Source organism: Pantoea sp. Mb-10 (genome assembly GCF_021272205.1).
GTDB lineage: Bacteria > Pseudomonadota > Gammaproteobacteria > Enterobacterales > Enterobacteriaceae > Pantoea.
Map to the genome: position 1 here is coordinate 437812 of NZ_JAJSDX010000002.1, position 15004 is coordinate 452815.

Here is a 15004-nt window from a genome sequence, read left to right on the forward strand (position 1 = left end):
AACCCAAGGGCGGTAGCATTGTCTATTGTCAGTCGATATTTACTTAAGCGGGTCGGGATGGCTCGACCGCAATGTCAGGAATAGCCCAACGTCATGAAGATTTTAATTACTGGTGGTGCAGGTTTTATCGGTTCGGCTGTGGTTCGTCATGTGATCCAGAACACCCAAGATGAAGTGATCAACCTGGATAAACTGACTTATGCGGGCAACCTGGAATCGCTGAAAATGGTTAGCGATAATCCGCGTTACACGTTCTGCCATGCTGATATCTGTGACGGTATCGCGGTTGCGAAAGCGCTCGATGAACATCAGCCGGATGTGATTATGCACCTTGCGGCGGAGAGCCATGTCGACCGCTCCATCACCGGGCCCGCCGAGTTCGTGCAAACCAACGTGGTTGGCACATACGCGCTGCTGGAAGCCAGCCGCCAGTATTGGATGAATCTGCCCGAAGCGCGCAAAAGTGCGTTCCGCTTCCACCACATTTCTACCGATGAGGTTTACGGCGATTTGCCGCACCCTGACGAGATGACCGGTGAGCTGCCGTTGTTCACCGAATCCACGCCTTATGCACCAAGCAGCCCTTACTCGTCTACCAAAGCCGCCAGCGATCATCTGGTGCGGGCTTGGGGCCGGACTTATGGCCTGCCTGTTGTCGTGACAAATTGCTCAAACAACTACGGTCCTTTCCACTTCCCGGAAAAACTGATTCCGCTGATCATTAGCAACGCCCTCGAAGGCAAGCCGCTGCCGATTTATGGTAAAGGCGACCAGATTCGCGACTGGCTTTACGTCGAAGATCACGCACGTGCGCTTTATCTTGTGGCCACCCAAGCAAAAACCGGCACCACCTATAACATCGGTGGACATAACGAGAAGCAAAACCTGGAAGTGGTGCACAAAGTGTGTGAGCTGCTGGATGAACTGCGTCCAAAAGACACCCCTTATGCGCAGCAAATTACCTACGTGGCCGATCGTCCTGGCCACGATCGCCGCTATGCCATTGACGCCTCAAAAATTGAGCGCGAACTGGGGTGGAAACCACAGGAAAGCTTTGAAACCGGCCTGCGTAAAACCGTGCAGTGGTATTTGGATAATCAGGAGTGGGTCGAGCACGTGAAAAGCGGTGCCTATCAGAACTGGATCGAACAAAACTACGAGAAGCGTAGCTAATGAAAATTCTGCTGTTGGGTAAAAACGGGCAGGTCGGCTGGGAACTGCAGCGTGCACTGGCGCCGTTAGGCGAAGTGATCGCGCTGGATCGCCATTCAAAAACGCATTGTGGCGATCTCAGCAATCCGGAGGGGATCGCGAAAACCGTGCGCGATACCCAGCCTGACGTGATTGTGAATGCCGCGGCGTATACGGCGGTGGATAAAGCCGAAAGCGACAGTGAGAATGCCGCGTTAATCAACGTAACGAGCGTGGACGCGCTGGCGCGCGCGGCACACAGCGTCAATGCGCTGTTAGTGCATTACTCTACGGATTACGTGTTCGATGGCAGCGGCGACCGCCCCTGGAAAGAAGACGACGCCACGGCACCGCTGAACGCCTACGGCAAAACCAAACTGCAAGGTGAAGAGGCCATTGTTGCCAATACCGCTAACTTCTTGATTTTGCGTACCAGTTGGGTTTATGCGGCCAAAGGCAATAATTTTGCGAAAACCATGATTCGTTTGGCACAGGAGCGCGAAACGCTCTCTGTGATCAACGACCAATTTGGAGCGCCCACCGGCGCCGAGCTCATTGCCGACAGTACCGTTCACGCGATTAAAGCGACATTGAGCCAGCCTGAAAAAGCGGGTATTTACCACCTGATTGCCTCAGGGGAAACGACATGGCATGCCTACGCGTCGTTGGTGATCGATTACGTGCGGCAAAAAGGGATTCCGCTAAAGGTATCGGCGATCAACACGGTGGAAACCGCCGCGTTTCCCACGCCGGCTAAGCGCCCGCACAACTCGCGACTTAACACAGAAAAATTTACGACTGCATTTGACCTGACGCTACCAGAGTGGCAGCAAGGCGTGGTTCGTATGCTGGATGAACTCTACAGCTGAGCGGTGCTCGCTTGGAAACTGAATAGATAAAGGAAATAGCGATGAAAAGTAAAAAAGGAATCATTCTTGCAGGTGGCTCAGGCACGCGCCTCTACCCGGTGACCATGGCGGTGAGTAAGCAGCTTCTGCCTATTTATGACAAGCCAATGATCTACTATCCGCTGAGCACCCTGATGCTGGCCGGTATTCGTGAGATCCTGATTATCAGTACGCCGCAGGATACGCCACGTTTTGAAAGTCTGCTGGGTGACGGTTCGCAGTGGGGCTTGTCGATTCAATATAAAGTGCAGGAGAGTCCGGACGGGCTGGCGCAGGCATTTATCCTCGGTGAAGAGTTTGTGGGCAACGATAACTGCGCATTGATCTTAGGCGACAACATTTTTTACGGTCACGATCTGCATAAACAGCTGGAAGAAGCCTCGGATAAACCGAGCGGGGCAACCGTATTCGCCTATCATGTTCACGATCCAGAGCGTTACGGCGTTGTGGAGTTCGACAGCAGCGGCAAAGCCATTTCACTGGTTGAAAAGCCAACCGAGCCGAAAAGTAATTATGCGGTCACCGGCCTCTATTTCTACGACAACAGCGTGGTAGAAATGGCAAAAAATCTCAAACCCTCTCCGCGCGGCGAGCTGGAAATCACCGACATTAATAACCTCTATCTGGAGAAGGGTGAGCTGTCCGTTTCAATCATGGGCCGCGGCCACGCCTGGCTCGATACCGGCACGCATCAGAGCCTCAACGAGGCAAATAACTTTATCCAGACGATTGAAACCCGTCAGGGCCTGAAAGTGGCCTGCCCGGAAGAGATTGCCTATCGTATGGGCTTTATTGACGCGGAAAAGCTCAAAGAGCTGGCGCAGCCGTTGTTGAAAAATGATTACGGTAAATATCTGATGGCGCTTTATAACGGAAAAATTTGATGAAGATTATTGAAACCGAGATTCCAGACGTCAAAATCATTGAGCCGAAAGTGTTTGGCGACGAAAGGGGCTTTTTCCTCGAGACGTTTCAGAAAGAACGTTACCTGGAAGTGCTGAATATCGAGGGTGATTTCGTACAGGACAATCACTCGCGCTCTGCCAAAGGCGTACTGCGTGGTCTGCATTTCCAGCGTGATAATCCGCAAGGTAAGCTTGTTCGCGTAGTAAGAGGGGAAGTCTTCGATGTTGCGGTAGATATTCGTCCTGAATCGCCAACCTTTAAACAGTGGGTTGGCGTGATCTTATCAGAAGAAAACAAAACCCAATTCTGGATCCCGCCTGGATTGGCGCACGGCTTCGTAGTGCTATCAGACTTTGCGGATTTTGAATATAAATGTACCAATTACTACGATCCAAGCAGTGAAGGTTGTTTATTGTGGAACGATCCTGAGGTTGGCATTAAATGGCCTGTTGAATCACCCCTGTTATCCGTTAAAGATCAGCAGGGTAAGAAACTTTCTCAGCTCGTTTAGTCTTGACTTTAACCGCCTTAAATATATTCGCTATTCATAAGCATAGATTTAGGGCGCAAGTAGCCGTTACATTAATGGATTCATTATGAACCCGCACTCAGTAAAATCTACATCGATTATCGTTTTGTTAAGAAGTATCATTGCAAACCGACATTTAATTTATCAGATGACAAAGCGCGAGATTACAGGGCGATATCGTGGCTCATTTATGGGAGTACTGTGGTCTTTTATTAATCCTATTCTAATGTTAACGGTTTACACATTTGTTTTTTCGGTAGTATTTAAAGCACGCTGGGGAACCGGTGCAGTAAGCGAGTCGAAGTCGGATTTCGCCATAATTTTATTTGTAGGGTTAATAGTTCATACGTTGTTTGCTGAAACGCTAATGCGCGCACCAACGCTAATCTTAGGGAATGTGAACTATGTTAAGAAAGTCATATTTCCGCTCGAAATACTATCGGTAACAAGCATTGCTTCAGTTTTATTTCACTCTGTAATCAGTTTGATTGTTTTATTGAGCGCGTTTTTTATTTTTAATGGCTTTATTCATTGGACAGTAATTTTTATCCCGCTGGTGTTCTTCCCTTTAATAATAGTTTCTGTCGGACTGTCATGGTTTCTTTCTTCACTTGGCGTGTTCATCCGGGATGTAGGACAAACCATAGCGATTCTCACTATGATCTTAATGTTTCTTTCGCCAATATTTTATCCAGTCAGTGCGCTGCCTGAAAAATTTCAGCATGTGATTATGCTAAATCCGCTAACATTCATTATTGAGCAGTCAAGAAATGTTATTATCTGGGGAAAACTGCCTGATTTTATAGGTTTAGCACTCTACTCAATTGCTGCCCTGTGTTTAATGTGGCTATGTTTCTTTTGGTTCCAGAAAACAAGAAAGGGCTTTGCCGATGTCCTTTAAAGATAATGCAATAGAAGTTAGTGGCGTCAGTAAGTGTTTTAAAGTATACGAAAATCCGACGCAAAGACTTAAACAATTTCTTTTCCCGCGTATCGATAATGCCTTGGGCCGAGAAGCGCGTATCTACCATAATGATTTCTGGGCATTACGCGATATTTCCTTCGAGCTGCCTCGTGGTCAAACCATGGGGATAGTGGGACGAAACGGTTCAGGTAAATCTACATTACTCCAAATTATTGCGGGCACATTAAGCCCAAGCAGTGGTGAGATCAATGTCAGTGGAAGAGTCGCGGCACTGCTCGAACTGGGCGCGGGTTTTAACAATGATTTTACGGGCAGAGAAAACGTTTACCTTAATGCATCTTTGCTAGGGCTGACAAAAGAAGAAACTGACAACAAACTTGATGATATTCTCTCATTTGCAGATATTGGCCACTTCATTGACTCCCCAGTAAGGGCTTATTCAAGCGGAATGCTGGTTCGCTTGGCATTCGCCGTGCAGGCCCAAATCGATCCAGAAATCCTCATTGTTGATGAAGCACTTGCTGTCGGTGATGCAAAATTCCAAGCCAAATGTTTTGCTCGACTTAAAAAATTGAAAGAGAATGGCGCTTCAATTTTATTTGTATCTCATGCGACGGAACAAATCGTTACGCATTGTGATAGCGCTATTTTACTTAATAGCGGAGTCGCACAGGCGATTGGAAAGCCAAAAGATATTGTAAATCAATATCTAGACATTCTATTTGGTAAGAAAAGTGGAAACAATGCTGAAAGAAAAATCGTTGACACACAAATAGAAGAAGCGTCTAAAGGCGAGTTAGAACGTCTAGATCGAGAAATCCAAAGTAAAGCTGAGACGAGCAGATACAGTAAATTACTCGGCGGAAAATTCGAGGAAAGACCAAACTACAGTCCAAATGAATATCGTTGGGGCGATGAAGCCGCATTAATCAAAGATTTTTACATTGAACAGGGCGAGAGAGCGTATCCCTCAACGCTTGAACCCAATCAAGAATTTAATATAGCGTTTAGAATTAAGTTTATTAGTAAAGTATTCCGTCCAATTTTTGGTTTTGCAATTAAAACAAAAGATGGCGTGACAATTTACAATACAAACTCAGAATGGCAATCAGTTGAGATCACCGACGAAGGGAAAGAAGGTTCCGAGTTAATTATATCATTCAAAGTTGATAATATATTATTCGAAGGCGACTACTTTATATCAGTGGGTGTTGCTAGCAGTAATACCCTTGGTGAAATTATCCCTCACGATCGTCGTTATGACTCAATTCATATTACAACAGGACCTGTTGCAAAATTCACAGGGCTGGCTGATCTAAATGCGAGAATAAAAGTTGAATACTAACATTAAAAATATTTTAGAAGAATCGGGCTTCCATCTTAATAATGAAATAGGGATTTGGCACCCAGAAAAAATTGAAGAGTTCGCCTATAACGATGGTGATGATGCCGAAAATTATATTCTTAATGTTCTAAAAGAAGCTTCTGATTTAAGCGTTGATTCCGATGAGTTAACGACAAAAATGATCGACTGGCCTTCGACTTATCATCTCAGTCCGCGACGCTCAAATCTGTTACGTCCTTTTGAAAATATCTTTGAAAATAAAAGAATCTTGGAGATTGGATGTGGTTGCGGTGCAATAACGCGTTTCCTGGGAGAAGCAGGGGCCCACGTTGTCTCAGTTGAAGGCAGTTTCCGTCGGGCACAAATTGCACGCACCCGGTGTCGCGATCTTAAAAACGTAGAGATTATCTGTAATCCAGCAGATAAGCTTCCTGATTTAGGCAAGTTCGACTTTGTGCTATTAATCGGCGTGCTTGAGTACGCTCGCGTTTTTGTCGGCCCTAAAGGCGAAGAGACGCTGCTTGCTGAGTGCCATGAACGCCTGGATGAAGATGGGAAGTTATTTGTAGCGATAGAGAACAAACTTGGTATCAAATACTTTGCTGGCGCACATGAAGATCATGTAAACCAGCCAATGTTCGGAATAAATAATTCTTATACCGACACGAGTGTGGTGACTTTTGGGCGTAATGAACTAAAGACGCTACTGAATTCTCAAGGATTTAACCATCTTGAAGAGTATTTACCGCTCCCTGACTATAAGCTTCCGACATCGGTAGTTACGCCTTTAGGATGGCGTGAACATGCGTCTGATCTCTGTCAACTTGCCGTTGAAAGTATCCATAAAGATCCACAGCTTGGATTTGAACATATTTTCTCTGCCGAACAGGGTATGCGCAACGTTTGGAATAACAATCTTGCCGCTGATTTAGCGAATTCATTTTTGATGGTTGCAGCAAAAACGCCGTTTGACTATGGTTCAGAAAATATTGCAGCTATTCACTATTCAGATGATAGATTATCAGGTTTGCGTAAGGTCACTGAGTTTCATCATTTCAATGACGACGATTTAAAAGTTAAAGTTACGAATAAAACGCTTGAAAAGGGTGAAAATGAAGGACAGATGGCCCACTTTAGTGAGTTTTTTAGAGGGGATTCTCTGTGGTTCGAATTACTACATGCCCTAAATAAACCTGATTGGCAGATCTCTTATATCTCCGAATGGGCAAACAAGTGGCTTTCTAAATTACTCGTGAAAGCTGGGGAAGTAAATGAGTATACTAAAGATACCATTTTCCCCGATTCGTATCAGGATGCGCTTCCATTTAATATTGTGACTGCGCCGAAAGGTGAGTCCAAAATTTTTGATCTGGAATGGGAGACGGATAAGCCTACTCTTGGCTATGTTGTATTCCGTGGTATTTATCATTCACTGTTAAGAATGACTTCAGTAAGCCATAGCGTAAATTGTCCAACTTCGAATATTGCAGATCTGACTTTTATTATTTTGAATGAAATGCATTTACAAGTTGATAGAGCTCATCTTGATTTATATTTGAAGAAAGAAGCCAAGTTCCTTGCTAAAGTGCAATTATCAGATGAGGTAAAACTATATAATGATCTAAAATCATTGCCGTTGGTTATTCGTGCCAAAAAGCTTATTAATGTCAATGTATTTGAAACCGCACAAGCAGAATATGAAGCGGAAAAAGAAGCGCTCAACAATAATTTGGAAGCATTAAAGATTAAAATGAAAAATTTAGACAATGGACAGTCTGAAAATAGTGATTTGATGAATCAGATTCATCATCTCAATGAGAGGTTAAAGGAGCTTGAGAGAGTTAATAAATTAATTCTTGGTGAAAATATTCAATTACAGAATAAGTTAAACAACTATCATTCTGATATTCAGGATATTTTAAGTTCTGTAAGCTGGAGAATTACATCCCCAGTGCGCATTATCAGTCGCCACCTTCCTGAGCGAATTAGAGTAGCGCTGAGAAGATTTTTTACGCTAGGTTTTAAATCACTACAAATTGTTAAAATAAAATCCGTCTCGGTTCTAAGAAAAGTGAAACGACATGCGGATAATAATGGCTCAGTGAACACAGCTAAAAAAGCATTGCGTCACATCGCAAAAAAAACCTATCAACGCATGCCTGCTAAATATCAGCTTAAAGCGCTTGCCATTGCGATGAGGATTTATCCAAAAGGATTTAGAAATCACCCTCATTTTAATGCGATGTCGACACATGCTCCAGTTTCAGGAAATACATGTGAGAATGCATTTATAAATTATGATGCCCAAAAGGGTTATGTTTTCTCCGCAGTACCTGACGAATATGTATATATTCCTCCTAATAAACCTTTTTACTTCGACGAGACAGTTTCAAAGCTAGCTGTAAAGCCGAAAATTTCAATAGTCGTGCCGATATATAACACTCCAGCTGAGCTTTTTGAATTTATGCTCTCATCGGTGAATAAACAGTGGTATACGAATTGGGAGTTGTTACTGGTTAACGATGCCAGCCCCCAACCAGAAATTAAACCACTGCTTCATCGTGCAGCGCAGAATGATAAACGAATAAGAGTTGTGCATCTCCAGGAAAATAAAGGCATTGCCGGAGCAACAAATGTTGCGATTGATAATGCTACTGGAGAATACATTGTTTTCTTGGATCACGATGATGAGTTAACCCCGGACTGCCTTTTCGAAATTGTGAAATGTATTAACCTTGAATCGCCTGACTTTATTTATAGCGATGAGGATAAGCTCACACCAGAAGGCAATTTCACCCAACCTCATTTCAAACCCGATTGGTCCCCTGACACCATGATGAGTACGATGTATACTTGTCACGTATCTTGTGTCAAGACTCAACTCGCTCGTGAGATAGGTGGACTCCGATCTGAATTTGACGGATGCCAGGATTGGGATTTTGTCCTGCGCGTTTCTGAGAAAACAGATAAAATTAGCCATATATCAAAAGTACTGTATCACTGGCGCATTATACCAGCTTCAATTGCATCAGATATTACGGCTAAGCCTTACGTTCTTGCAGCGTCCAAAGCAGTACGTGAGCAAGCCTTAGAACGTCGTGGATGCACCGGAATTGTTGAAGAGTTGCCTAACTACCACGGTTATTTCCGTGTAAATTATAAGCCTGTAAATGATCCTCTGGTCTCGATTATCATTCCTACCAGAGATAATCACGATGTATTGAATAGCTGTGTGAACTCAATATTGAATCACACGCTGTATCAGAAGTATGAAATTATCATCGTTGATAATGGTTCAGTTAATGAAAAAACTGTTGCACTTCTGCAGAGTCTCAATGCACATGATAAAATCACCGTTATTAGACATGATATACCTTTCAACTTCTCAGAGTTAAATAATTACGGTGTAAAAAATGCAGCCGGTGAAGTTCTCCTCTTCCTGAATGATGATACGGAAGTCGTGCATGATGATTGGCTCGAACGTATGGTCGGTTTTGCTCAGCTACCGCATGTAGGTGCAGTGGGCGCTAAACTGCTTTATGGCGATAGAAAAACGATTCAGCATTCTGGCGTGCTGAATTTACGTAATGGTCCTAGCCATGCATTTCTGCGTCAACATAAAGATTATCCAGGCTATTTCTTACGTAATCAGGTCGAGTACAATTGGCTTATCGTAACGGGTGCCTGCATGATGATTGAACGTAAAAAATTCGAAGCCGTTTCCGGCTTTGATGAGTCATTCCCGGTCGCCTATAATGACGTTGATATTTGCATGTCGCTTAGCAAAGCAGGGTATCACAACATCATGTGTCAAGCCGTTACGCTAATTCATCATGAATCCATTTCACGTGGTGTAGACCATATCGATGAAACTAAAGCGCTACGTCTCAAAGGCGAATTAAATAGATTGAATATTAAACATTCTTACTACTATCAATTTGACCCATATTTCAATCGCAACCTGGCGCCTAATGGATATAACTTCGAGATCATGAAATAATGGACAATTCTAGCATGAACGCTTTGATCGAAACGCTTGGTAACGAACAAGAAGTTTATAAACTTGAGTTTTTGGCTGAAAACGCTCAGGTTATCTCTTTTGATTTCTTTGATACCTTATATACTCGCCCTTTAGAAAATCCTGAAGATGCTTTTGATCTGATTGGGTACAAATTCGATTTCCCTAATTTCAGACAATTACGCCGTAAAGCTCAAACTGAAGCTTTTAAGGAAATGATTAAGAACGGGCGTAAAGAAATTACATTAGATAACATATATGACAATTTCGTTGAAGCAGGTGAGCTAAGAGCCGTCTTACAGCAAGCAGAAATTGATATTGAGCTAAACTTAGTCGAGCCTAACCCACCTATGCTTGCGTTCTTCAATGAAATGATTAATCAGGGTAAACACGTTGTGATTACCTCTGATATGTATTTTGGCGAAGATTTCTTTAAGCGTGCACTTGATAAATTTAATGTTAAACAAGTGCCGCTCTACATCTCTGCGGATCAAAACGCTACAAAAAGAGATTCTGGTGAAATTTTTCTGAAAATTATCTCAGATTTCAAGGTTGATCCTCAGAATATACTGCATATTGGTGACAATCAAACTGCAGATGTTATCCGTCCTTCTGAAAAAGGCCTTTCTACATGGCATTACAATCCATTACATCTGCAGAATAAATCAAAAGACCATTCGCTGATACACTCCATCGCGAATGGATTATATCGCTCGCGTTCTGATAATCGCGTTGCTGCGGGGACGTTCAGTGAGTTAGGTTATAAATATCAGGCACCCGCTACATGGGGTTTTCTAAAGTGGATACAGCAACAATGTATTCATGATAAAGTCACTAAACTGCTTTTTGTCTCACGAGATGGTTTTTCACTTGAAAAGCTCGCCAGTAAGTATCTCAAAAAAGAACTGCCTGATTTTCATTATTTTCTTGGATCGCGAATTGCTTTTAGTTTAGCTGTTATTACTGAGGAAAACTTCACGAACCATATTCCTTTCCTGTTATCAGGTTCTGATGGCTTGTCACCAGGTGAACTGTTAGAGCGAATCGGCGTAGAACCGCCAAGCGAAGAGGTTATGAACGGGCTGGGTATTCCTTGCGATACAATAATTTCGCACAGTAATGTCGAGTTAGTGAGAAAGTTCATTGTCGGTTATCGCACTGAAATACTCAAAGTTTGTCAGCAAACGCGTCGTGGCCTCTTTATGTATTTGACTGGCATGGGTATAAAACCCGGCGATAGACTTGCGATGGTTGATGTGGGCTGGAGCGGTACCACTCAAGAAGCATTTGTAAATGCTGTCAGTACATTTATGGATGTTGACATCATTGGGTATTATTTCTGTTTAGCAAATACGCCAGAAAAACAACGTCGCGATGCTACGTTAAATATGAAAGCATTAATAAGCAATCAATCTGCTGGGCAACATACCGTAGACAAGATTTATGAAAATCGCATTGTGGCTGAACTTTTCTTCTCTGCACCGCACGCGACTGTAATTGGCTATTTGCCTAATAAAAGTAGCGTCCTTCCAATAGAGGACGAAGGGCGTGCGAAGGCCGCTAACCATGATAATATTATCAGTAGCCTTAATGAAGGAATGGATGTTTTCGTCAACGATTTCCTTGCTTTTAAAGAGCGCATTGGGATTAAATTTTCCCCGATGCAACTCGCACAATCCTTAGTGGACTTAGTAGCGAAAGAGGAATGGCGTAATCAGCCACTCTTCCATGAAGTTGAAAACTTTGATTCATGGGCAAGCTCACGTAACCAAACCATTAAATTTACCGACTATTCAAAGTCATAGTTGTGCCTATGCGTAATCATGAAGAATCATCTGTAGCCATTTTACTGTGCACGTATAATGGCGGCCAATTTATTGATCAGCAATTATCATCTTATCTTGCACAGACACATAAAAACTGGTCTTTATGGGTATCTGATGATCATTCAGATGACGATACTGCTAATAAACTTCATTTGTTTTCCGAAAATAATACTAATCCGGTTAACATTTTGAAAGGGCCTAAGAGTGGCGTGTGCAAGAACTTTATGTCACTCATTAATAATAATAATATTCATGAAAAGTATTACGCTTTTTCAGACCAAGATGACGTTTGGCCAAATCATAAATTACAAGCCGCTGTGGAATGGCTTGATAGTGTGGGCGATGCTGTTCCTGCGTTATACTGTAGTCGAACTCAATTGATTGATGTTGCAGGAAAACCTATTGGGTTTTCTCCAAGATATTCTAAACCTCCGTCGTTCCAGAATGCGTTGCTTCAAAATATTGCCAGCGGAAATAGCATGGTTTTCAATAATAAAGCTCGCGATTTATTAAGGCGTATAAGTGATGCGTCAATGGTGATTCATGACTGGGCGTTATATCTTGCTGTCACGGGCGTAGGTGGGAAGGTTTACTATGATCCTTCCCCCTCTGTTTTATATCGGCAGCATGATAATAACCTTATTGGTAATGGTATGTCATTTATGACACGCCTTACTAATTACATTCATGCTCATCAGCGACGTAAAATGATTTGGAATGATACGAATATCGCTATGATGAAAGAAATCGAAACGTTAATGACTGATGAAAATCGAAAAACGCTTTGCGAATTTTCATCAATTAGAGATCGTTCGTTAATAGAACGTCTTTGTCTACTTAAAAAGTCTGGTGTCTATCATCAACAATGGGTAGGAACGTTAACCACTTTATCTCATACAATATTCAATCGTATGTAATTATTTGGTGATGCAGTGAAAATTATTGCTTCTTTGGTTCTATATCGTCATCAACTTTCCGATATAGACAAAACCCTTACTTCGCTCCTAAATGAAAACTGCATCGATAAAGTTTGCATTGTTGACAATGGAAACCATTGTGACTGGTTGAAAGAACTTACTCATCCTAAAATTGAAATCATACCGTTAGTCATAAATCGTGGTTTTGGTAGCGGTCATAATGCAGTTTTTGATCGATACGGACAACGTTGTGAATACGTTCTGATTTGTAACCCTGATATCTCGTTTTTAAACGGGCAAGTCGATGAGCTGTATAACTATTGTCGCGAGCGTCAAAGCGGATTGGCCATACCAAAAGTCATTTATCCTGATGGTAGCTTACAACATGGCTGTAAACTTCTGCCTAACCCTTGGCAATTGTTTATGCGCCGCTTCGGCGCTTCGCTTTCGCAAAACATGAATCGGGACTACGAACTGCATCACGCAGACTATAATCGTCCCTTCTTCGCACCGTCGCTCTCGGGCTGCTTTATGCTCATTAGCAGTGATGCGCTTGACACTATTGGCGGTTTTGATGAGCGCTATTTTCTGTATATGGAAGATGTGGATTTAAGTCGTCGCGTGTGTAGCGCTAACTTACCTGTTGAATATTGCCCCTCTTCAACGGTCGTGCATGAGTCCCAGCGGCGTTCGTACCGTGATATTAAATTCCTTCTTTATCATATAACGTCAGCTATCCAATATTTTAATAAGTGGGGATGGCTGGTTGATAAAGAACGAGAAAAGCTTAATTCATGCTGCTTATCCGCGCTTCCTAAGAAGTAATATAATTAATTTTTAAATCTTAAATAAATTGCGTTTGCTCACCAATCACCCTGACTGATAATTTCGGATTTTATTGGGATGATTAGCATCATTGGTGATGTACAATAGCGAAGTCATTGGTAATGTTACGGAATTGCCCTTTATACGGCTAAAGCCATTAAAGCTTTTATACCCAGACAGGAGTAAAAAATGTCCAAGCAACAAATCGGCGTTGTAGGTATGGCAGTGATGGGCCGCAATTTGGCTCTTAACATTGAGAGCCGCGGTTACACTGTTTCTATCTTCAACCGTTCTCGCGAAAAGACCGACGAAGTCATCGCAGAGAATCCCGGCAAGAAATTGGCGCCTTTTTATACGGTTGAAGAGTTTGTTGAATCACTGGAAAAGCCGCGCCGTATTCTGCTGATGGTGCAGGCGGGCGAGGCCACTGACAAAACGATTGCTTCACTGACGCCGCATCTCGATAAGGGCGATATCCTGATCGACGGCGGTAACACCTTCTACAAAGACACTATTCGTCGTAATAAAGAGTTGTCTGATCAAGGCTTTAACTTTATCGGCACCGGCGTGTCCGGTGGGGAAGAGGGCGCGCTGAAAGGGCCTTCTATCATGCCTGGCGGTCAGAAAGAAGCGTACGAACTGGTTGCGCCGATTCTGGATAAAATTGCTGCTCGCGCGGAAGACGGTGAAGCCTGTGTGGCCTACATTGGTCCAAACGGTGCTGGCCACTATGTCAAAATGGTGCACAACGGCATCGAATACGGTGATATGCAGCTGATCGCGGAAGCTTACGCGCTGCTGAAAGGCGCGCTGGGCCTGAACAACGAAGAGCTGGCTGAGACGTTCACTGAGTGGAACAACGGCGAGCTGAGCAGCTACCTGATCGACATCACCAAAGATATCTTCACGAAGAAAGACGAAGACGGTAACTATCTGGTCGATGTCATTCTGGACGAAGCTGCCAATAAAGGCACGGGTAAGTGGACCAGCCAGAGCTCGCTGGACCTCGGCGAACCGCTCTCCCTGATCACCGAATCGGTATTTGCGCGCTACCTCTCCTCGCTGAAATCACAGCGTGTTGCAGCTTCTAAAGTGCTGAGCGGACCACAGGCACAAGCCTTCAGCGGCGATAAGGCGGAGTTCGTTGAGAAAGTGCGTCGTGCATTGTACCTCGGTAAGATCGTCTCTTACGCGCAGGGCTTCTCACAGCTGCGTGCCGCGTCAGAAGAGAATAACTGGGATCTGCATTACGGTGAAATCGCGAAGATCTTCCGCGCGGGCTGCATTATTCGCGCGCAGTTCCTGCAGAAAATCACCGATGCGTATGCTAAAGACGCGAACATCGCTAACCTGCTGCTGGACCCGTACTTCAAAAACATCGCAGACGAGTATCAGCAGGCGCTGCGTGACGTGGTCTCCTACGCGATTCAGAACGGTATCCCAACGCCAACCTTCTCGGCGGCCATTGCTTACTACGACAGCTACCGTTCAGAAGTGCTGCCGGCTAACCTGATTCAGGCGCAGCGCGACTACTTCGGTGCGCATACCTACAAGCGCATCGATAAAGACGGTGTGTTCCACACCGAGTGGCTGGACTAACAGCAAAAAGGCTTC

General features: G+C 43.8%; 11 protein-coding genes. All 11 read left to right on the plus strand.

Annotation, left to right across the window (positions count from 1 at the left end):
• The first annotated feature begins 93 nt into the window (after positions 1 to 93).
• The 11 genes from rfbB (at position 94) to gndA (ending at position 14989) form a co-directional block, all read left to right on the plus strand.
• Entirely contained in the window at positions 94 to 1173 is a 1080-nt protein-coding gene (rfbB, locus tag LU196_RS05280) for a dTDP-glucose 4,6-dehydratase (protein ID WP_232759609.1), read from the plus strand.
• Positions 1173 to 2060: a dTDP-4-dehydrorhamnose reductase gene (gene rfbD / locus LU196_RS05285; protein ID WP_232759610.1), complete on the plus strand. Its 888-nt coding sequence runs from the start codon at positions 1173 to 1175 to the stop codon at positions 2058 to 2060. Before rfbB ends, rfbD begins: the two co-directional genes overlap by 1 nt.
• Positions 2061 to 2101: 41 nt before the next feature.
• On the plus strand, positions 2102 to 2983 hold the full coding sequence (rfbA, locus tag LU196_RS05290) for a glucose-1-phosphate thymidylyltransferase RfbA (protein WP_232759611.1): 882 nt from the start codon (positions 2102 to 2104) through the stop codon (positions 2981 to 2983).
• Positions 2983 to 3516 carry a dTDP-4-dehydrorhamnose 3,5-epimerase gene (rfbC, locus tag LU196_RS05295; protein WP_232759612.1) on the plus strand — a complete coding sequence of 178 codons (534 nt, stop codon included), beginning with the start codon at positions 2983 to 2985 and terminating at the stop codon, positions 3514 to 3516. The genes rfbA and rfbC overlap by 1 nt, the downstream gene beginning before the upstream one ends.
• A gap of 85 nt (positions 3517 to 3601) precedes the next feature.
• Positions 3602 to 4435: an ABC transporter permease gene (locus LU196_RS05300; RefSeq protein WP_232759613.1), complete on the plus strand. Its 834-nt coding sequence runs from the start codon at positions 3602 to 3604 to the stop codon at positions 4433 to 4435.
• Positions 4425 to 5804, plus strand: a complete 1380-nt coding sequence (locus LU196_RS05305) for an ABC transporter ATP-binding protein (protein ID WP_232759614.1) — start codon at positions 4425 to 4427, stop codon at positions 5802 to 5804. Before LU196_RS05300 ends, LU196_RS05305 begins: the two co-directional genes overlap by 11 nt.
• Positions 5794 to 9804 (plus strand): glycosyltransferase, encoded by a 4011-nt coding sequence (locus LU196_RS05310; protein WP_232759615.1) that lies wholly within the window; start codon positions 5794 to 5796, stop codon positions 9802 to 9804. The genes LU196_RS05305 and LU196_RS05310 overlap by 11 nt, the downstream gene beginning before the upstream one ends.
• 14 nt (positions 9805 to 9818) lie before the next feature.
• Complete coding sequence (locus LU196_RS05315) at positions 9819 to 11627, plus strand: hypothetical protein (protein ID WP_232759616.1); 1809 nt, start codon at positions 9819 to 9821, stop codon at positions 11625 to 11627.
• Positions 11628 to 11635: 8 nt separating this feature from the next.
• On the plus strand, positions 11636 to 12565 hold the full coding sequence (locus LU196_RS05320) for a glycosyltransferase family 2 protein (protein WP_232759617.1): 930 nt from the start codon (positions 11636 to 11638) through the stop codon (positions 12563 to 12565).
• 15 nt (positions 12566 to 12580) lie between these two features.
• Positions 12581 to 13390, plus strand: coding sequence for a glycosyltransferase family 2 protein (locus LU196_RS05325; protein ID WP_232759618.1), 810 nt, complete (start codon positions 12581 to 12583; stop codon positions 13388 to 13390).
• Positions 13391 to 13579: 189 nt separating this feature from the next.
• On the plus strand, positions 13580 to 14989 hold the full coding sequence (gndA, locus tag LU196_RS05330; protein ID WP_232759619.1) for an NADP-dependent phosphogluconate dehydrogenase: 1410 nt from the start codon (positions 13580 to 13582) through the stop codon (positions 14987 to 14989).
• The last annotated feature ends 15 nt before the right edge of the window (positions 14990 to 15004 follow it).